The organism is Burkholderia sp. E168m22 (assembly GCF_001319805.1).
GTDB classification, from domain to species: Bacteria; Pseudomonadota; Gammaproteobacteria; order Burkholderiales; family Burkholderiaceae; genus Burkholderia; species Burkholderia orbicola.
Map to the genome: position 1 here is coordinate 1 of NZ_BBSK01000024.1, position 19075 is coordinate 19075.

Genomic DNA, 19075 nt, shown 5'->3' on the forward strand with positions numbered 1-19075 from the left:
AGCTTCGGCGATCGGCGTACGTCTTCCGATCGACCGGCTCGCCGCGATGACGATACGCGTCCGCGCCGTGCGGGTGCTGAAGAAGGCAAGCGCCCGTCCTATCGCGACAACGCGGCCGGCGAAGGTACGAAACGCAGCTATGGCGACCGCCGTCCGTCGTCCGATCGCCCGCCCCGCCGTGATGACGACACGCGTCCGCGCCGTGCAGCAGGTGGCGACGACAGCAAGCGCCCGTCCTACCGCGACAAGCCCGCCGGCGACGGCGCGAAGCGCAGCTTCGGCGACCGTCCGACCCGCCCCGCGCGCGACGGCGAGCGCCGTTCGTTCGGCGCGGTGAAGACCGCGCAACCCGTCAAGCGCGCGGCGGCCGACGTCGACTACGGCGACGAAACGGGCCTGATGCGCCTGTCGAAGCGGATGTCCGAACTCGGCATGTGCTCGCGCCGCGAAGCCGACGAATGGATCGAGAAGGGCTGGGTGCTCGTCGACGGCGAACGCATCGACACGCTCGGCACCAAGGTGCGCGCCGACCAGAAGATCGAGATCGACGAGCGTGCGAGCGCCGCGCAGGCCGCCCAAGTGACGATCCTGCTGCACAAGCCGGTCGGCTACGTGTCGGGTCAGGCGGAAGACGGCTACGAGCCCGCGGCCGTGCTGATCACGCGCGCGAACCGCTGGAGCGGCGACCATTCGCCGGTGCGCTTCTCCCCGCAACACCTGCATGCACTCGCACCGGCCGGCCGTCTCGACATCGACTCCACCGGCCTGCTCGTGCTGACGCAGAACGGCGTGATCGCGAAGCAGTTGATCGGCGAACAGTCGGACATCGACAAGGAATACCTGGTGCGCGTGCGCTTCGGCGAGCGACTGATCGACATCGACCAGCACTTCCCGGCGGAATCGCTCGCGAAGCTGCGCCACGGCCTCGAGCTCGACGGCGTCGCGCTGAAGCCCGCGCTGGTGAGCTGGCAGAACGGCGAGCAGTTGCGCTTCGTGCTGCGCGAAGGCAAGAAGCGCCAGATCCGCCGCATGTGCGAACTGGTCGGCCTCGACGTGATCGGCCTGAAACGCGTGCGCATGGGTCGCGTGATGCTCGGCGCGCTGCCGCAAGGCCAATGGCGCTATCTGTCCGCCGACGAGACGTTCTGACCTCAAGCGCACCCGGCGCGCGACCCAATGAAAAAGCCCGCTCAAGCGGGCTTTTTCTTTTTCGCGGAAGCGCGGATGATCAGTCGTCGTCGGCCGGATCGAGCCCGGGGAACAGCACCTCGGTGAAACCGAAGCGCGTGAAATCGGTGATCCGCATCGGATACAGCTTGCCGATCAGGTGATCGTACTCATGCTGGACCACACGCGCATGGAACCCCTCGGCGACTCGGTCGATCTTCTGGCCGAACTGGTCGAAGCCGCTGTAGCGCACCTTCGCGTAGCGGCTGACGACGCCGCGCATGCCCGGCACCGACAGGCAGCCTTCCCAGCCCTCTTCCATCTCCGGCGGCAGGTACTCGACCTTCGGGTTGATCAGCACGGTCTCCGGCACCGGCGGCGCATCCGGGTAGCGGTTGTTGTTGCCGAAGCCGAAGATGATGATCTGCAGCCCGATGCCGATCTGCGGCGCGGCCAGCCCCGCGCCGTTCGCGTGGTGCATCGTCTCGAACATGTCCGCGACGATCTCGTGCAGCTCGGGTGTATCGAACCGCTCGACCGGCTGGGCGATTTCGAGCAGGCGCGGATCGCCCATCTTCAGGATCTCGCGAATCATGGCGTATTGCCCTCCAGGAGTTGGTGCAGACCGTCTTCGTCCAGCACGGGGATGCCGAGTTCCTCGGCCTTCGCGAGCTTGCTGCCGGCTTCGGCGCCCGCGACCACGTAATCCGTCTTCTTCGATACCGAACCGGCCACCTTGGCGCCCGCCGCTTCGAGCATCTCCTTCGCCGCATCGCGCGTGAGATTCGGCAGCGTGCCCGTCAGCACGACCGTCTTGCCGGCCAGCACGCCCTGCGGCGCCTTCGGCGCGGGCGGCCCTTCGGGCCACGTGACCTTGCCCGGCGCGCGCAACTGCTCGATCACGGTCCGGTTGTGCTCCTCCGCGAAGAACTGGTGGAGCGACTCGGCGACGATCGGCCCGACGTCGTTCACTTCGAGCAGTTCCTCGATCGACGCGTCCATGATCGGCGTCAGCGAGCCGAAATGCTTCGCGAGATCCTTCGCGGTCGATTCGCCGACATGGCGGATGCCGAGCCCGTAGATGAAGCGCGCGAGCGTCGTATGCTTGGCCTTCTCGAGCGAATCGATCAGGTTCTGCGCGGACTTCTCGGCGAACCGGTCGAGTTCGGCCAGCGTCGCGAAGCCCAGATTGAACAGGTCGGCCGGCGTGCGCACCAGATTCAGCTCGACGAGCTGGTCGATGATCTTCTCGCCGAGGCCATCGATGTCGAGCGCGCGGCGTTGCGCGAAATGCCATAGCGCCTGCTTGCGCTGCGCCGGGCAGAACAGCCCGCCCGTGCAGCGCGCGATCGCCTCGTCCGGCAGGCGCTCGATCTTCGAGCCGCACACCGGGCATTCGGTCGGCATCACGAATTCGGCCGCATCCGCCGGGCGCCGGTCGAGCAGCGCGCCGACGACTTCCGGAATCACGTCGCCCGCGCGCCGCACGATCACGGTGTCGCCGATCCGGATGTCCTTGCGACGCACCTCGTCCTCGTTGTGCAGCGTCGCATTGGTCACGGTCGCGCCGCCGACGAACACCGGCTCAAGACGCGCGACCGGCGTGATCGCACCGGTGCGGCCGACCTGCACGTCGATCGCGACGAGCTTCGTCAGCGCTTCCTGCGCGGGGAACTTGTGCGCAAGCGCGAAGCGCGGCGCACGCGACACGAAGCCGAGCCGCTCCTGCTCGTCGCGCCGGTTGACCTTGTAGACGACGCCGTCGATGTCGTACGGCAGCGACTCGCGCTTCTCGCCGACCTTGCGGAAGAAGTCGAGCAAGCCTTCGGCGCCGTGCACGACCGCGCGCTCGCGATTCACCGGCAGGCCGAGCGACTCGTACCAGTCGAGCAGCGCGCTGTGCGTGTCGGGCATCGGCATCCCGTCGAGCACGCCGATCCCGTACGCGAAGAACGACAGCGGCCGCTGCGCGGTGATCTTCGAGTCGAGCTGGCGCAGGCTGCCGGCCGCCGCGTTGCGCGGGTTCGCGAATTCGCGCTGCTCGGCCGCGCGCTGGCGTTCGTTCAGGCGTGCGAAATCGCGCTTGAACATCAGCACCTCGCCGCGTACGTCGAGCACCGCCGGCACGTGCTTGCCCTTCAGCTTCAGCGGAATCGAGCGGATCGTGCGCACGTTCTCGGTCACGTCCTCGCCCGTCGTCCCGTCGCCGCGCGTCGCGGCCTGCACGAACACGCCTTGCTCGTAGCGCAGCGAGATCGCCAGGCCGTCGAACTTCAGTTCGCACGCATATTCGACGGGGTCGGTCACCGAGCCGGCGAGATCGGTCGTCTTGGCGAGCGCGTCGGCGACGCGCTTGTCGAACGCGACGATGTCCTCGTCGGCGAAGCCGTTGTTCAGCGACAGCATCGGCGCATCGTGGACGACCGGCGTGAAACCGCCGGCCGCTTCGCCGCCGACGCGCTGCGTCGGCGAATCGGGCGTCACGAGTTCGGGATGGTCGGTTTCGAGCTGCTGCAACTCGCGGAACAGCCGGTCGTATTCGGCGTCGGGCAGATCCGGCTGGTCGAGCACGTAATAGGCGTAGTTCGCCCGCTCGAGTTGGTCGCGCAGCCACGCGGCGCGCGCGTCGGGCTGGCTGGCTGGCGGTTCGGCTTGGGTTCGGGCCATGCTGGCGGCAGAGTCGTTCTGAAAAATCGGATGCCCGATTATCTCAGTTTGACGCCGCGGCGGGGTACGCAATGCGGGCCGGATGACGTGCTGCAGCGCACACGAAACAGGGCGCGCCGCAGCGACGGACGACGGCGCCAAACACCGCCGTCCGGGCCATCGCGTTACTGGCTGAAGAGGCGACGCGTGATCGGCGAACCGGCCGGGATGCCGGCTTCCTCGAGCTTCGCGTACAGCTTCATCAGTTGCTGGTCGATCGCGACCAGCGTCGACTCCGGCAGCGGCCGGCGCGAATCGTCGACGACGCGTGCGCCGATCCGCTCGGACAGCGACTTCGCGTAATCGCACATCAGCCGGAACGGCAGGATGTCCTCTTCCGCCACCGGCACGTCGAGCACCAGCGTGATCATGTTGCCGCCCTTGTACGTCAGATCGTCGCGCAGGAAGTTGGTGTCGCCGAACTGCAGCATGAATACCGGGTTCTGCTTCGCGTCGAGCTTCACGAAGCGCGTGCCGTCGCGCGACAGCAGCAGGCCGTCCTGCGACGCGACCGCCTGCACGTAGTTCGCCGACCACGGCGCACCGTCCGACATCACGTTGATCGACAGTTGCGCGTCGCACTGCGCGGCAAACGCGTCGAGCTCGCGCGCCATCGCGACCGTTTCCATCATGTCCGGGAATTCCGGCGCGCCGTCGATCGCGTCCGCGAACTGCTGGACGCCCGTCACGAATTCGGAGAATTCGAGCTCGTTCAGCGCGCCGCTGCGGTTCGCAAGCTGGGCAGCCGCGCGCAGCTCTTCGTAGCGCACGCCGTTCTGCAGCAGCTCCCACTGGCCGCCTTCCGGCTTGCCTTCGATGTGCACGGGCTTGCTGCCCGCGCGGCGCAGCCGCTGCGCGACCGGCAGGATCTTGTCGCCCGGCAGCGGGCCGTTGAGGCGGATCGGCACGATGCAGTCGATCCGGCGGTCGACGATCGCAGGCGGCGCCGACGAGACCGTCGTCGCGGCCGGCATCACCGGTTCGGTCGGCTCGGCCTGTTCGGCCGCCGCTTCGTGTGCGGCGGCGGGCACGGCTTCTTCACCGGCAACCGGTTCGGTCGATTCGGCCGACGTGTCGACACCCGTCGCCTCGGCCTGCAGGTCGGCCGGCGTATCGGCCGGCGCCGCGCCGCCGGCGGCCCCGCCGAACGTCGGCTCGACGCGCGCGGCGTCGGCCGCAGCCGCCGGCGCCGCCGCGACCGGTGCCGCGGGCTCGCGGCGCACCGGCTGACGCACCGGTTCGATGAACGGCAACTCTTCGTCGCGCTCGGGGCGGTTCATCGCCTCGGCCGCTTCCTCCGGCATCGGGCGCGGCATCCTGCGCCGCACTTTCGCGCCCTGCCATGCGTTGTAGACCACGACGCCGCCCACCACGACGGCGCCCGCGCCGATCAAACCGAGTGTCAACTCGTCCATGCACGCTCCATCAGCAATTCTTTTTCGTCGGGACCGCGAACGGGCGCTCGTGCGCCGCGCGAACGCGGTCCGGTTTCGTCAAACGTCAATTCTGGGCAAAACCCGCGGCGGTTTCCATGTCCACCGCCACGATCCGCGACACGCCCTGCTCCTGCATCGTCACGCCGATCAGCTGCTGTGCCATTTCCATCGCGATCTTGTTGTGCGAGATGAACAGGAACTGCGTCTTGTCCGACATCGCGCGCACGAGATTCGCGAAACGCTCGGTGTTCGCATCGTCCAGCGGCGCGTCGACCTCGTCGAGCAGACAGAACGGCGCCGGGTTCAGCTGGAACATCGCGAACACGAGCGCGGTCGCGGTCAGCGCCTTCTCGCCGCCCGACAGCAGGTGAATCGTCGCGTTCTTCTTGCCCGGCGGCTGCGCCATCACCTGCACGCCGGCATCGAGAATCTCGTCGCCCGTCATGATCAGCTTCGCCTGGCCGCCGCCGAACAGGCGCGGGAACAGGTCGCTGAAATGACGGTTGACCTCGTCGAAGGTGCCCTGCAGCAGCGTGCGGGTTTCCTGGTCGATCTTGTGGATCGCGTCCTCGAGCGTCGTGATCGCGTCGATCAGGTCGGCCGATTGCGCGTCGAGGAACACCTTGCGCTCGCTCGCGGCCTTTAGCTCGTCGAGCGCGGCCATGTTCACCGGGCCGAGCGCGTTGATCGCGTTGTTCAGGCGCGTGACTTCGCCCTGCAGGTACGACGGCTTGAGATCCGGCGTCAGCTTCGCGGCCAGCGCGGTTTCGTCGACCTCGGCGGCTGCGAGCTGCTCGGCGAACTGCTCGACGGCCAGGCGCGCGGCCTGCTCCTTCAGCTGCAGTTCGGTGATGCGGTCGCGCAGCGGCTGCAGCGAACGCTCGGCGACGAGCCGCTGCTCGTCCGACGCGCGCAGCTTCGCGGTCAGGTCGTCGAGCTCGATCCGCGCGGCCTGCAGCGCTTCTTCCTTCGCCGCGCGAATCTCGAGCGCGTCCTGCAGGCCCGTGTGCGCGGTTTGCTCGTTGATCGTCTCGAGTTCGGCGCGCGCGTCTTCCAGCGACGCGGCGACGCGCTCGCTCTGCTCGTGCGCGACCTGGATCGTGCGCTTGAGCTCGTCGATCCGGGTCACCGCGTTGCGGGCGGCGAAGCGCGCGTCGTTCGCGCCGCGCTCCAGGTCGCGTGCTTCCTGACGCGCCTGCGTCAGCGATTCGTCGAGCGACTCGAACGCGAGCTGGTTGTCCTCGAAGCGCGCCTGCAGTTCGGCGAGCTCGCCGTCGAAGCGCTCGAAATTCGCTTCCGACTCCGCGCGCAATGCACGCTGCTCTTCGATCTGCGCGCCGATTTCCTCGAGTTCCTCGCGGATCTGCGTGCTGCGCTGCGTATAGCGTTCGTGCGCCTGGGCGAGCTTGAGCACGTCCATCTGCAGCGCATGCACGCGCTGCGTCGCGCGTTCGGCCTGCGCGCGCACGTCGCCGAGCGCCTGCGTAGCCTGCGTGTGTGCGGCTTCCGCCCGCACGGCAGCCGTGCGCGCCTCGTCGGCGAGCAGCGCCTGCGCCCGCACCTGGCGCGCCAGGTTTTCGATTTCCTGCTGGCGGGCCAGCATCCCGGCCTGCTCCGAATCGGCGGCGTACAGCTGCACGCCGACGCGCGTGACGATATGGCCGGCCTTGACGACGAACGCGCCGCCTGCCGGCAACTGCGTGCGCGTCGCGAGCGCCTGCGCGACGTCGTCGGCCACGTACACGTTGCCGAGCCAGTCGTTCAGCACCGCGCGGATGCCCGCGTCGTCGATGCGCACGAGCGACAGCACCGGCCGCAGCCCGGCCACCGCGGCGGGCGGCTCGCCGGCCGCGGGCGGCGCGTAGAACGCGAGCTTCGCGGGCGGCGCATCGGTCGCGAATGCCTTCACCCAGTCGAGATTCGATACTTCGAGCGCGGCAAGACGCTCGCGCAGCACGGCCTCGAGCGCCGCTTCCCAGCCGGCCTCGACGTGCAGCTTCTTCCACAGACGCGGCAGCGCGCCGAGCTCGTGCTTGTCGAGCCACGGCTGGATCTTGCCTTCGGTCTGCACGTTTTCCTGCAACTGCTTCAGCGCGGCGAGGCGCGCTTCGAGCTGGTGGATCTGCGCGGCTTCGGCCTGCACGCGCTCCTGCGCGGCGCGGCGCTCGCCGTCGAGGCGCGGCACCGTTTCCTGCGCGTCGGCGAGGCGCGCCTGCGCTTCAGCGAGAATCTCTTCCTGCTCGGCCAACTGCATGCGCAGCTCTTCGAGCTGCGTTTCGTCCGGCGCGTCGAGCCCGCCCGCTTCGCTCTTCAGGCGCTCGTGACGCTGCTGAAGCTGCTGGAGCTGCTGATCGGCGTTGCGCTGGTGCGCGGCCTCGAGCTTCAGCGACTGCTCCGTCTGCGCGATCCGCGCGCGCTCGTCGTTGAGCTGCGCCTGCGCGTCGCGCCACTTCGCTTCGAGCGCCGGCAGCGCGTCGTGCTTCGCGGCCGCGTTGTCTTCGGCGAGCGCGGCCTTCTCGTCGGCCATCGCGCGCGCCTCTTCGGCTTCCTCGAGCTCGTCCTGCGACTTCTCGGCCTGCGCGCGCCACTGCTCGCGCTGCGCGTTCAGCGCGGCGATCTGCGCCTGCACGCGATTACGCGATTCGACGATGAACTTGATCTCGGCTTCGAGGCGGCTCACCTCGGCGTTCGCCTCGTAGAGCGCGCCCTGCGCGCCCTGCATCGCGTCGCTCGCCGAATAGTGCGCGACCCGCAGCGTCTCGAGCTGCGCCTCGACTTCGCGCAGTTTCGCCGTCTGCGCCTCGAGGTCGATCTGCGCCTGTTCGATCGCGCGCTGCTGCTTCTGCTGCTCGCCGGCGGCCTCGTTCTTGCGCAGCAGCCACAACAGGCGCTGCTTCTCCTCGCCGTCGGCGACGAGTTCCTTGTACTTGGTCGCGACCACCGCCTGCGCCTCGAGCTTTTCGAGGTTCGCGCCGAGTTCGCGGACAATGTCCTCGACGCGCGTCAGGTTCTCGCGCGTGTCGTGCAGGCGGTTCTCGGTTTCGCGGCGGCGTTCCTTGTACTTCGACACGCCGGCGGCTTCCTCGAGGAACACGCGCAGCTCTTCCGGCTTCGCCTCGATGATCCGCGCGATCATGCCCTGCCCGATGATCGCGTATGCACGCGGCCCGAGGCCGGTGCCGAGGAAGATGTCCTGAATGTCGCGGCGGCGCGCCGGCAGGTTGTTGATGTAGTAGCTCGACGTGCCGTCGCGCGTCAGCACGCGCTTCACGGCGATTTCGCCGTACTGGCCCCACTGCCCGGCCGCGCGGCCGTCGGAGTTGTCGAAGATCAGTTCGACGCTGGCCCGGCTGCCGGGCTTGCGGGCGGTCGAACCGTTGAAGATCACGTCCTGCATCGACTCGCCGCGCAGCTCGGAGGCACGCGACTCGCCGAGCACCCAGCGCACGGCATCGATGATGTTGGACTTGCCGCATCCGTTCGGGCCGACCACGCCGACAAGCTGGCCCGGAACCTGGAAATGCGTGGGATCGACGAAGGATTTGAAGCCAGCGAGTTTGATCGAGCTCAGACGCACGGCGGTATCGGATGTGAAGAAGGTGTGAAACGGACGGGGCCGCACGGCGCGGGGCCGGAGAGCCCCTGCGCGCCACGCGCCCCGGAATTCAAAAACGGGGCCGCGCGCATCCAGCGTTGGGCCCCGCAAACGGCTTCCATCATACCATCGCGCGTGTGCCGTCCCGACCGTCGCCGGGTTTGTCCGGTGCCGGCGCGGCACGATGGACCCGGCTCGACAGCAACGTCGCGAGCATGATGCACGCGCCGCCCGCCCACTCGCGCGCGCTCGGCAGCTCGTTCGCGAACACCCACGCCGACAGCGCGGTGATCACGATCTCGAACAGCATGATGATCGACGCGCGGTTCGCCGGCACGCGCGCGAGACCGTACTGCACGAGCAGGTTGTTCGACGCCATCGTCACGCCAATCGCCGCGATGATCAGTGCGGCCACGCCCAGTTGGCCGCTCGCCGGCGCGGCCGGCAGCCCTTCGAACAGCGACGCGATCGCGCCGAACACGGCCGCGCCGCCGAACAGCGTCGCGGTGCGCATTTCCGCGCGCATGTCGGGCAGCTCGCGGCTCGCCTTGATCACCAGCACGTTGCTCATCGCGAAGCTCAGCCCGGCCGCGAGACCGGCCCATTCGGCCGGGTTGGCCGGCAGCGGCAAGCCGAGCGCCGGCGACCACAGCATCAGCATCGCGCCGCCGATCGACAGCGCCGCGAGCCCCGCGCCGGCCCAGGTCAGCCGCTCGCGCAGCAGGAAGTGTGCGTAGATGGCGGTCCAGGCCGGCGTCAGGTAGAACAGCAGCATCACGCGCAGCACCTCGCCGTGGATCGTGCCCCATACGAACCCGAGATTCGTCACGCCGGCCGTCACCGCGATGCCCGGCAGCACCCAGTGCCAGCGCAGCGTCGCGATCGTGCGGTGCCGCGCGACGACCACGAACAGGAAGGCGACGAGGCTCGTCAGCGCGCTGGCCAGCGTGCCCGTCACGCCGAGCGACGCGAGAATCCGCAGCGGATACCAGATCAGGCCCCATACCGACGCGCCGATCAGGATGGCCAGCGTCGGCAGGCTGCCGCGTACCGCGTTGTTCATTTGGTTCGACACCCTTTATTCGACCGGCCCGGCCGCCGTTCCGGCAGGCCGTGACCGCATTGCGTCACGCTATAATCGTCCGTTGCGAGCCGCGCGCCCCGGCGCCCGTTCGCAGCCGCGCGGCGCGCCCGCCGCTTCTTTCGCTCCAACCGGCCGCGATGGCCGCTTCGCCCGTGAACCCTCGACTCGACTCGCTCCAGCCCTATCCCTTCGAAAAGCTGCGCGCCCTGTTCAAGGACGTGACGCCTTCCGGCGACCTCAAACCGATCAGCTTCGGCATCGGCGAGCCCAAACACGCGACGCCGGCGCTGATCCGCGACGCCGTGGTGGCCGCGCTCGACGGGCTCGCGTCGTATCCGGCCACGGCCGGCTCGGACGCGCTGCGCACGTCGATCGCGCACTGGCTCGAGCGCCGCTACGGGCTGCCGGCGATCGATCCGGCCACACAGGTGCTGCCGGTGTCGGGCTCGCGCGAAGCGCTGTTCTCGCTCGCGCAGACGGTGATCGATGCACGGCCGTCCGCGGACGGCAAGAAGGCGATCGTACTCTGTCCGAATCCTTTCTATCAAATTTACGAAGGCGCGGCGCTGCTCGCCGGTGCCGAACCCTATTTCGCGAACAGCGACCCGGCCCGCAACTTCGCGTGCGACTACGCGGCCGTGCCCGACGACGTGTGGGCGCGCACGCAGCTGCTGTACGTGTGCTCGCCCGGCAACCCGACGGGCGCCGTGCTGACGCTCGACGACTGGCGCGAGCTGTTCGCGCTGTCGGACCGTCACGGTTTCGTGATCGCGTCCGACGAGTGCTATTCCGAGATCTATTTCGACGAAGCGGCGCCGCCGCTCGGCGGCCTCGAGGCCGCGCACCGCCTCGGCCGCGGCTTCGAGCGGCTCGTGATGCTGTCGAGCCTGTCGAAGCGCTCGAACGTGCCGGGCATGCGCTCGGGCTTCGTCGCCGGCGACGCCGCGCTGCTCAAGAAATTCCTGCTGTACCGCACGTACCACGGCGCCGCGCTGTCGCCGGTCTGGCAGCACGCGAGCATCGCCGCATGGAACGACGAGGCGCACGTGCGCGAGAACCGCGCGCTGTACCTGCAGAAGTTCAACACGGTCACGCCGATGCTCGCCGACGTGATCGACGTGAAGCTGCCCGACGCCGCGTTCTACCTGTGGGCCAACGTGTCGCGCACCGGCCTGTCGGACACCGAGTTCGCCCGCCGCCTGTACGCCGACTATAATGTGACGGTTCTGCCCGGCTCGTACCTGGCGCGCGATGCGCACGGCACGAACCCGGGCCGCGATTTCATCCGGATCGCGCTCGTCGCGGGCACCCCCGAATGCGTCGAGGGCGCGCAACGCATCGTCGATTTCTGCCGCGCTCTCGCGCGGTAAGACGTCCATCCCGATCAATTCCATCCATCTCCTGCGAAAACGAACATGTCGCAACAACTTCAGCAAATCATCGATACCGCCTGGGAAAACCGCGCCGAGCTGTCGCCGAAGGCCGCGCCCGCGGACGTCCGCGAAGCCGTCGCTCACGCGATCGAGCAGCTCGACAAGGGTGCACTGCGCGTCGCCGAGAAAATCGACGGCAACTGGACGGTCCACCAGTGGCTGAAGAAGGCCGTGCTGCTGTCGTTCCGCCTGGAGGACAACGCGCCGATGCCGGCCGGCGGCTACTCGCAGTTCTACGACAAGGTGCCGTCGAAGTTCGCGAACTACACGGCCGAAGACTTCGCCGCGGGCGGCTTCCGCGTCGTCCCGCCGGCCATCGCGCGCCGCGGCTCGTTCATCGCGAAGAACGTCGTGCTGATGCCGTCGTACACCAACATCGGCGCGTACGTCGACGAAGGCACGATGGTCGACACGTGGGCCACGGTCGGTTCGTGCGCGCAGATCGGCAAGAACGTGCACCTGTCGGGCGGCGTCGGTATCGGCGGCGTGCTCGAGCCGCTGCAGGCGAACCCGGTCATCATCGAAGACAACTGCTTCATCGGCGCGCGCTCGGAAGTCGTCGAAGGCGTGATCGTCGAGGAAAACTCGGTGATCTCGATGGGCGTGTACCTCGGCCAGAGCACGAAGATCTACGATCGCGAGACGGGCGAAGTCAGCTACGGCCGCATCCCGGCCGGCTCGGTCGTCGTCGCCGGCAACCTGCCGTCGAAGGACGGCTCGCACAGCCTGTACTGCGCGGTGATCGTCAAGAAGGTCGACGCGAAGACGCGTGCGAAGGTCGGCCTGAACGAGCTGCTGCGAGGCGACTGATGGCAAAGCCGCACACCGTGGTCGTCTACGGCATTCCGAACTGCGACACCGTGAAGAAGGCCCGCGTATGGCTCGACGATCACGGCGTCGAATTCGAGTTCCACGATTTCAAGAAGCTCGGCGTCAGCGCGCCGCTGATCGAAGACTGGCTGAAGGACGTGTCGCTCGACGCGCTCGTGAACAAGCGCGGCACCACGTGGCGCGGCCTGGACGACGCGATGAAGGCGGCTGCCGAAACGAAGACCGGCGCGGTCGCACTGATGATCCACAAGCCGTCGGTCATCAAGCGCCCCGTGCTCGTCGTCAACGGCCGTGTGAAATCGCTCGGCTTCGTGGCCGATCAATACGCGGCGCTGTTTGCCGCATAGGGTTACCGCTGCGCCCACGGGCGCCGCCCGACGCCCTGTCGCTGCCGGCCCCCGTGCCGGCATTTTTTATCGAAAGTGGTCCGAACCATGTCCGCCACCCTAGCCCTTACCGAACAGCTGATCGCCCGCGCGTCCGTGACGCCCGACGACCAGCACTGCCAGCAGATCATGACCGAGCGCCTCGCCGCGCTCGGCTTCGAATGCGAGACCATCGCGTCGCACGGCGTGACCAACCTGTGGGCCGTCAAGCGTGGCACCGACGGCCGCGACGGCAAGCTGCTCGCGTTCGCGGGCCACACCGACGTCGTGCCGACCGGCCCGCTCGAACAGTGGACCTCGCCGCCGTTCGTCCCCGCCCATCGCGACGGCAAGCTGTACGGCCGCGGCGCGGCCGACATGAAGACATCGCTCGCGGCGTTCGTCGTCGCCTCCGAGGAATTCGTCGCGGCGCATCCGGACCACCGCGGCACGATCGCGTTCCTGATCACGAGCGACGAGGAAGGCCCGGCCACCGACGGCACCGTGAAGGTCGTCGAGCTGCTGCAGGCACGCGGCGAGCGGCTCGACTACTGCATCGTCGGCGAGCCGACGTCGACGGCCGAGCTCGGCGACGTCGTCAAGAACGGCCGCCGCGGGTCGATGTCCGGCGAACTGGTCATCAAGGGCGTGCAAGGCCACATTGCCTATCCGCACCTCGCGAAGAACCCGATCCACCTGCTCGCGCCGGCGCTCGCCGAGCTCGCCGCCGAGCAATGGGACGCCGGCAACGAATACTTCCCGCCGACCACCTGGCAGGTGTCAAACCTGCACGCCGGCACCGGCGCGACCAACGTGATCCCCGGCCACGCCGACCTGCTGTTCAACTTCCGCTTCTCGACCGCGAGCACCGTCGAAGGCCTGCAGGCCCGCGTGCACGCGATCCTCGACAAGCACGGCCTCGAATACACGCTGAAGTGGTCGGTGAGCGGCCTGCCGTTCCTCACGCCGCGCGGCGAACTGTCGGGCGCGCTGGAACACGCGATCCGCACCGAGACCGGCATCACGACCGAGCTGTCGACGACGGGCGGCACGTCGGACGGCCGCTTCATCGCGCGCATCTGCCCGCAGGTGATCGAGTTCGGCCCGCCGAACGGCAGCATCCACAAGATCGACGAGCACATCGAAGTGCGCTTCGTCGACCCGCTGAAGAACGTGTACCGACGCGTGCTCGAACAACTGATCGCCTGACGGAGCCTCGCATGACGACACCTTTTGCCACAGTCCGCGACCTGCTGCGCTACGCGGTCACGCGCTTCTCGAAAGCGAAGCTCGCGTTCGGTCATGGTTCCGACAACGCGTACGATGAAGCGGCCTACCTCGTGCTGCACACGCTTGACCTGCCGCTTGACACGCTCGAGCCGTTCATGGACGCGCGCCTCTTGCCCGACGAAATCGCGGCCGTGCTCGCGGTGATCGAACGACGCGCGGCCGACCGCGTGCCGGCCGCGTACCTCACGCATGAAGCGTGGATGCATGGCCACCGCTTCTACGTCGACGAACGCGTGATCGTGCCGCGCTCGTTCATCGGCGAACTGCTCGACGACGGGCTGCAGCCGTATGTCGCCGATCCCGAGCAGGTCGGCGCGGTGCTCGAACTGTGCACCGGCTCCGGCTGCCTCGCGATCCTCGCGGCAAGCGCGTTCCCGAATGCCGAGATCGACGCGGTCGACCTGTCGGACAAGGCGCTCGAAGTCGCGGAAATCAACGTGCGCGACTACGGCCTCGAAGACCGCATCGGGCTGCACCGCGGCGACCTCTACGCACCGCTGCCCGCGTTCCGCACCGATCCCGACTCGCGCTACGACGTGATCCTGACGAACCCGCCGTACGTGAATGCCGCGTCGATGGCCGCGCTGCCGCCCGAATACCGGCACGAGCCGGAGATGGCGCTCGCCGGCGGCGACGACGGGATGGACATCGTGCGACGCATCGTCGCCGAAGCGCACCGCTGGCTGCATGACGACGGCGTGCTCGTCGTCGAGATCGGCAACGAGCGCGAGCACGTCGAAGCGGCATTCGGCGGCCTCGAGCTCACGTGGCTGCCCACCAGCGCGGGCGATGACGCCGTGTTCCTGATCCAGGCGTCGGACCTGCCCCGCAAGGGCTGAGCGTTGCCGGCCCACCCGCCGTGCGGCGCCCCGTTGCGCCGCACGGTTGGGTAAGATGCGCGTAGGCGGCCGCCCGGCCGCACGACTTCGGGAGTCCCATCGGGTGTCCCGCAGGAGTCCTTTAAGCGCCCATGACCCTCGACTGGCTACATCTCGGCACCCTGATCCTGACCATCCATGTGCTCGGGATCGTCGCGGCGTGCCACGCGATCATGAACACGCGCACGTCGCAAGGCGCGATCGCGTGGGCCGTCTCGCTCACGGCCATGCCGTACCTGACGCTCGTTCCATACCTGTTCCTCGGCCGCAGCAAATTCTCGGGCTACGTCGACGCCCGGCGCCACGAGCTGGAAATGTTGCGCACACACACACCGCGTGCGCCATGGCGCGCAACCGATGCGACCGACGGGCCGGCCGCCGACGCGCTGGGGCAGGCTGCCGTGCTCGCGCTCACGCGGCTCGGCGGCATGCCGTTCCTCGGCGGCAATTCGGTACGCACGCTCGTGAACGGCGACGCGACGTTCTCGGCCATCCTGTCGGCGATCGACGCCGCGCGCGACTACGTGCTCGTCCAGTTCTTCATCGTGCGCGACGATGCGCTCGGCCGGATGCTGCGCGACTCGCTGCTCGCGCGCGCGGCCGCCGGCGTACGCTGCTGCCTGCTGTACGACAGCATCGGCAGCTTCGACCTGCCGCACAGCTACGTCGACGCATTGCGCCGCGGTGGCGTCGAGGTCCATCCGTTCGCGACCAACCGGAAATTCGTCAATCGCTTCCAGCTGAACTTCCGCAACCATCGCAAGATCGTCGTCGTCGACGGCAATCGCGCGTTCGTCGGCGGCCACAACGTCGGTGTCGAATATCTCGGTGCGAAGCCGCGCCTGTCGCCATGGCGCGACACCCACATCGAGATCCGCGGCCCCGTGGTGGCGAGCATCCAGTACGTGTTCGCCGAAGACTGGCACTGGGCGACGCAGAAACTGCCGCCCATCGCGCTGCCGCCGCCCGCGCAGCCCGGCGACGGCATGCATTGCCTCGCGGTGCCGATGGGGCCGGCCGACAAGCAGGAAACCGGCTCGCTGTTCTTCGTCGAATCGATCAACGCCGCCCGCGAGCGGGTCTGGATCACCACGCCGTACCTCGTTCCCGACGAAGCCGTGGTCTCCGCGCTGAAACTCGCCGTGATGCGCGGCGTCGACGTACGCATCCTGATCCCGAGCCGGCGCGATCACTATGTGGTGTTCGAGGCATCGAAGCTTTACGCGCGCGACCTCGTCGATGCGGGCGTGAAGGTGTTCCGCTACCGGCCCGGCTTCCTGCACCAGAAGGTCGTGCTGATCGACCGCATCGCGGCGGCGGTCGGCAGCGCGAATCTCGATAACCGTTCGTTCCGCCTCAATTTCGAGGTCATGGTCATGACCGTCGATCGCGCGTTCGCCGGCGAAGTCGAGACGATGCTCGATGCCGACTTCGCGCAGGCGTACGAGGTGGATGCGGACGAATACCGGCACTCACCTGCCTGGCGGCGCATCGCGATGCACGTCGCGCGGTTGTTCGCCCCGATCCTGTAACGGCCGCGACGACAGCCGCGCCCGCACCATCCGCACCGGCGCGGCGCACGCCGCGCATCGCCGTCACAGCAGCTTGTCGATGTCCGCTGCGATTTCATCGGGCTTGGTGGACGGCGCGTAGCGCTTGACGATGCGCCCTTCGCGGTCGATCAGGAATTTCGTGAAATTCCACTTGATCGCCTTGAGGCCGAGAATGCCGGGCGCCTCGTCGGTCAGGTAGCGATACAGCGGATGCGCATGGTCGCCCTTCACGTCGATCTTCGCGAACATCGGAAACGTGACGCCGTAGTTGCGCTCGCAGAATGCACCGATCTGCGCGGCGTCGCCCGGCTCCTGCTTGCCGAACTGGTTGCACGGGAAGCCGAGCACGAAGAAACCGCGCGCCGCGTACTGGTCGTACAGCTTCTGCAGACCCGCGTACTGCGGCGTGAAACCGCACTCGCTCGCGGTATTGACGATCAGCAGCACCTTGCCGCGATACGCGTCGAGCGATACCGGCGCACCGGCGAGCGTCTCTGCGCTGAACGAATACAGGGTAGACATCGGGCACTCCTTTTACGAAACCGATCGACGTGGAGTCTAGGCGAAATTGCGCCGTTGCGGCATCCGCCGAACGGCCGATGCCCGGCGCAACCGGCGCGCGGTCTAGAATAGCGGTTTTGGCCAGTCATTTCCGCCGTGATCCGTTTCAATCAGTTCAGCCTTGCGCGCGGCACCAAGCCGCTGTTCGAGTCGACCTCGTTCGTGCTCAATCCCGGCGAGAAAGCCGGCCTGATCGGCGCGAACGGCGCCGGCAAGTCGACGCTGTTTTCCGTCCTGCGCGGCGAGCTGCATTCCGACGGAGGCGATTTCTCGATGCCGCCGTCGTGGCGGATCGCCCACGTGTCGCAGGAAACGCCCGCGGTCGACCGCTCGGCGCTCGACTACACGCTCGACGGCGATACCGCGCTACGCGAGATCGAGGCACGCATCGCCGCCGCGTCGGCCGCGCATGACGGCGCCGCCGAAGCCGACGCGCACGCGGCATTCGCCGATGCCGACGGCTACACCGCGCCGGCCCGCGCCGAAGCGCTACTGCTCGGCCTGGGCTTCACGCTCGCGCAAACGCGCGAATCCGTCGCGAGCTTCTCCGGCGGCTGGCGCATGCGCCTGAACCTCGCGCAGGCGCTGATGTGCCGCTCCGACCTGCTGCTGCTCGACGAACCGACGAACCACCTCGACCTCGACGCGATCGTCTGGCTCGAAGACTGGCTACATCGCTACCCCGGCACGCTCGTCGTGATTTCGCACGACCGCGAATTCCTCGATTCGATCTGCAACGTCACGCTGCATCTGGAAAACCGCCAGGTGAAGCGCTACGGCGGCAACTACTCGCAGTTCGAAGTATTACGCGCTCAGCAACTGGCGCTGCAGCAAAGCGCGTACGAGAAGCAGCAGAAGACGATCGAGCATCTGCAGAGCTTCGTCGACCGCTTCAAGGCCAAGGCGACCAAGGCCAAGCAGGCGCAAAGCCGGATGAAGGCGCTCGAGAAGATGGAGCTGATCGCGCCCGCGCACATCGCGTCGCCGTTCACGTTCGAATTCCGCACGCCCGATGCCGCGCCGAACCCGATGATGGTGATGGAGGACGTCCGCTGCGGCTACCACGCCGACGACGGAACGGACATCCCGATCGTCGAGCGCGTCGCGCTGTCGATCCAGAACGGCCAGCGTATCGGCCTGTTGGGCGCCAACGGCCAGGGCAAGTCGACGCTGATCAAGACACTGGCCGGCACGCTCGCGCCGCTGTCGGGGCACGTGCGCGACGGCAAGGGGCTGACGATCGGCTATTTCGCGCAGCACCAGCTCGAAACGCTGCGCGAAGACGATTCGCCGCTCGCGCATCTGGCACGGCTTGCGCCCGACACGCGCGAGCAGGAACTGCGCGACTTCCTCGGCGGCTTCAATTTCTCGGGCGACATGGCGACCAGCCCGGTCGGGCCGTTCTCGGGCGGCGAAAAAGCCCGCCTCGCGCTGGCGCTAATCATCTGGCAGAAGCCGAACCTGCTGCTGCTCGACGAACCGACGAACCACCTCGACCTCGAAACGCGCCACGCGCTGACGATGGCGCTCGCGCAATTCGAAGGCACGCTGATCCTCGTGTCGCACGATCGTCACCTGCTGCGCGCGACGACCGATCAGTTCATGCTGGTCGCGAAGCACCGGCTGCAGCCGTTCGATGGCGACCTCGACGACTACCGCGACTGGCTGCTGCAGCACGCGGCCGAGCAGCGCGCGGCCGCGAAAGCCGACAGCGCGGCAGCCGCGGGCGCCGATCCGGGCGTCAACCGCAAGGATCAGAAGCGTCAGGCGGCCGAGGAACGCCAACGGCTGTCCCAGTTGAAGAAGCCGCTGCAGAACCGCATCACGAAGCTCGAGAAGGAAATGGAAGCACTGCACGCCGAGAAGGCGCGCCTCGACGCGTTCGTCGCCGATCCGGCGAGCTACGAAGCCGCGCGCAAGACGGAACTGACCGACGCGATCCGCAAGCTCGGCGAGGTCAATACCCGGCTCGAAACGGTCGAGGCGGACTGGCTCGCCGTGCAGGAAGAACTCGAGCAGATCGGTTAAACACGGCCCCGGCGCGCCGTCAGCCGCGGTTCGCTTCATCGGAGACGCGGCGCGTCGGGGCGTCGACGAGCCACGAATCCGCCCCGCCGCACCGAACCCGGAAACGACGAGGCCGGGCGCCCGGGCCCGGCCTCGTCGTCATTGCTGC

At 68.0% G+C, this 19075-nt stretch carries 14 protein-coding genes; 8 read left to right on the forward strand and 6 right to left on the reverse strand.

Annotation, left to right across the window (positions count from 1 at the left end; genetic code table 11):
• On the forward strand, positions 1-1149 hold a 1149-nt coding region (locus AP428_RS07705), incomplete at its 5' end, for a pseudouridine synthase (RefSeq protein ID WP_197285587.1).
• 79 nt (positions 1150-1228) lie between these two features.
• Here the strand turns inward: AP428_RS07705 and def are convergent.
• From def to AP428_RS07730, 5 genes are all read right to left on the reverse strand, one after another.
• The gene (def, locus tag AP428_RS07710) at positions 1229-1762 is read right to left on the reverse strand and encodes a peptide deformylase (protein WP_006478485.1); all 534 of its coding nucleotides are present in this window, start codon (positions 1760-1762) and stop codon (positions 1229-1231) included.
• The gene (gene ligA / locus AP428_RS07715; RefSeq protein ID WP_011694312.1) at positions 1759-3834 is read right to left on the reverse strand and encodes an NAD-dependent DNA ligase LigA; all 2076 of its coding nucleotides are present in this window, start codon (positions 3832-3834) and stop codon (positions 1759-1761) included. Before ligA ends, def begins: the two co-directional genes overlap by 4 nt.
• A gap of 164 nt (positions 3835-3998) precedes the next feature.
• On the reverse strand, positions 3999-5288 hold the full coding sequence (locus AP428_RS07720; RefSeq protein ID WP_054927931.1) for a cell division protein ZipA C-terminal FtsZ-binding domain-containing protein: 1290 nt from the start codon (positions 5286-5288) through the stop codon (positions 3999-4001).
• Between the two features lie 85 nt (positions 5289-5373).
• Complete coding sequence (gene smc, locus AP428_RS07725) at positions 5374-8886, reverse strand: chromosome segregation protein SMC (RefSeq protein ID WP_027813234.1); 3513 nt, start codon at positions 8884-8886, stop codon at positions 5374-5376.
• A gap of 139 nt (positions 8887-9025) precedes the next feature.
• Positions 9026-9967, reverse strand: a complete 942-nt coding sequence (locus tag AP428_RS07730) for a DMT family transporter (protein ID WP_054927932.1) — start codon at positions 9965-9967, stop codon at positions 9026-9028.
• Positions 9968-10125: 158 nt separating this feature from the next.
• On the opposite strand from AP428_RS07730, the gene dapC reads away from it, so the two are divergent.
• The 6 genes from dapC to cls all read left to right on the forward strand — a co-directional run bounded on the left by dapC (position 10126) and on the right by cls (position 16317).
• Positions 10126-11358, forward strand: coding sequence for a succinyldiaminopimelate transaminase (gene dapC / locus AP428_RS07735; protein WP_011549532.1), 1233 nt, complete (start codon positions 10126-10128; stop codon positions 11356-11358).
• Positions 11359-11403: 45 nt separating this feature from the next.
• A complete protein-coding gene (gene dapD / locus AP428_RS07740; protein ID WP_006478479.1) occupies positions 11404-12231 on the forward strand; it encodes a 2,3,4,5-tetrahydropyridine-2,6-dicarboxylate N-succinyltransferase in 828 nt (275 codons plus the stop codon).
• Positions 12231-12599 (forward strand): ArsC family reductase, encoded by a 369-nt coding sequence (locus tag AP428_RS07745; protein ID WP_006478478.1) that lies wholly within the window; start codon positions 12231-12233, stop codon positions 12597-12599. The genes dapD and AP428_RS07745 overlap by 1 nt, the downstream gene beginning before the upstream one ends.
• 87 nt (positions 12600-12686) lie before the next feature.
• A complete protein-coding gene (gene dapE, locus AP428_RS07750) occupies positions 12687-13826 on the forward strand; it encodes a succinyl-diaminopimelate desuccinylase (RefSeq protein WP_054927933.1) in 1140 nt (379 codons plus the stop codon).
• Positions 13827-13837: 11 nt separating this feature from the next.
• Positions 13838-14746, forward strand: a complete 909-nt coding sequence (gene prmB / locus AP428_RS07755) for a 50S ribosomal protein L3 N(5)-glutamine methyltransferase (RefSeq protein WP_011549530.1) — start codon at positions 13838-13840, stop codon at positions 14744-14746.
• A gap of 131 nt (positions 14747-14877) precedes the next feature.
• Entirely contained in the window at positions 14878-16317 is a 1440-nt protein-coding gene (gene cls / locus AP428_RS07760; protein ID WP_054927934.1) for a cardiolipin synthase, read from the forward strand.
• A 63-nt stretch (positions 16318-16380) separates the two neighbouring features.
• Here cls and AP428_RS07765 read toward each other — a convergent pair whose 3' ends face one another.
• Positions 16381-16860: a glutathione peroxidase gene (locus tag AP428_RS07765; RefSeq protein WP_011549528.1), complete on the reverse strand. Its 480-nt coding sequence runs from the start codon at positions 16858-16860 to the stop codon at positions 16381-16383.
• Between the two features lie 135 nt (positions 16861-16995).
• On the opposite strand from AP428_RS07765, the gene AP428_RS07770 reads away from it, so the two are divergent.
• Complete coding sequence (locus AP428_RS07770; protein ID WP_006478473.1) at positions 16996-18927, forward strand: ATP-binding cassette domain-containing protein; 1932 nt, start codon at positions 16996-16998, stop codon at positions 18925-18927.
• Positions 18928-19075 lie beyond the last annotated feature (148 nt).

Coding starts and splice junctions, on each gene's coding strand:
- cls (WP_054927934.1), top strand. CDS start 14,878: ATGACCCTCGACTGGCTACATCTCGGCACCCTGATCCTGACCATCCAT.
- def (WP_006478485.1), bottom strand. CDS start 1,762: ATGATTCGCGAGATCCTGAAGATGGGCGATCCGCGCCTGCTCGAAATC.
- prmB (WP_011549530.1), top strand. CDS start 13,838: ATGACGACACCTTTTGCCACAGTCCGCGACCTGCTGCGCTACGCGGTC.
- dapC (WP_011549532.1), top strand. CDS start 10,126: ATGGCCGCTTCGCCCGTGAACCCTCGACTCGACTCGCTCCAGCCCTAT.
- AP428_RS07745 (WP_006478478.1), top strand. CDS start 12,231: ATGGCAAAGCCGCACACCGTGGTCGTCTACGGCATTCCGAACTGCGAC.
- AP428_RS07730 (WP_054927932.1), bottom strand. CDS start 9,967: ATGAACAACGCGGTACGCGGCAGCCTGCCGACGCTGGCCATCCTGATC.
- dapE (WP_054927933.1), top strand. CDS start 12,687: ATGTCCGCCACCCTAGCCCTTACCGAACAGCTGATCGCCCGCGCGTCC.
- AP428_RS07720 (WP_054927931.1), bottom strand. CDS start 5,288: ATGGACGAGTTGACACTCGGTTTGATCGGCGCGGGCGCCGTCGTGGTG.
- ligA (WP_011694312.1), bottom strand. CDS start 3,834: ATGGCCCGAACCCAAGCCGAACCGCCAGCCAGCCAGCCCGACGCGCGC.
- dapD (WP_006478479.1), top strand. CDS start 11,404: ATGTCGCAACAACTTCAGCAAATCATCGATACCGCCTGGGAAAACCGC.
- AP428_RS07765 (WP_011549528.1), bottom strand. CDS start 16,860: ATGTCTACCCTGTATTCGTTCAGCGCAGAGACGCTCGCCGGTGCGCCG.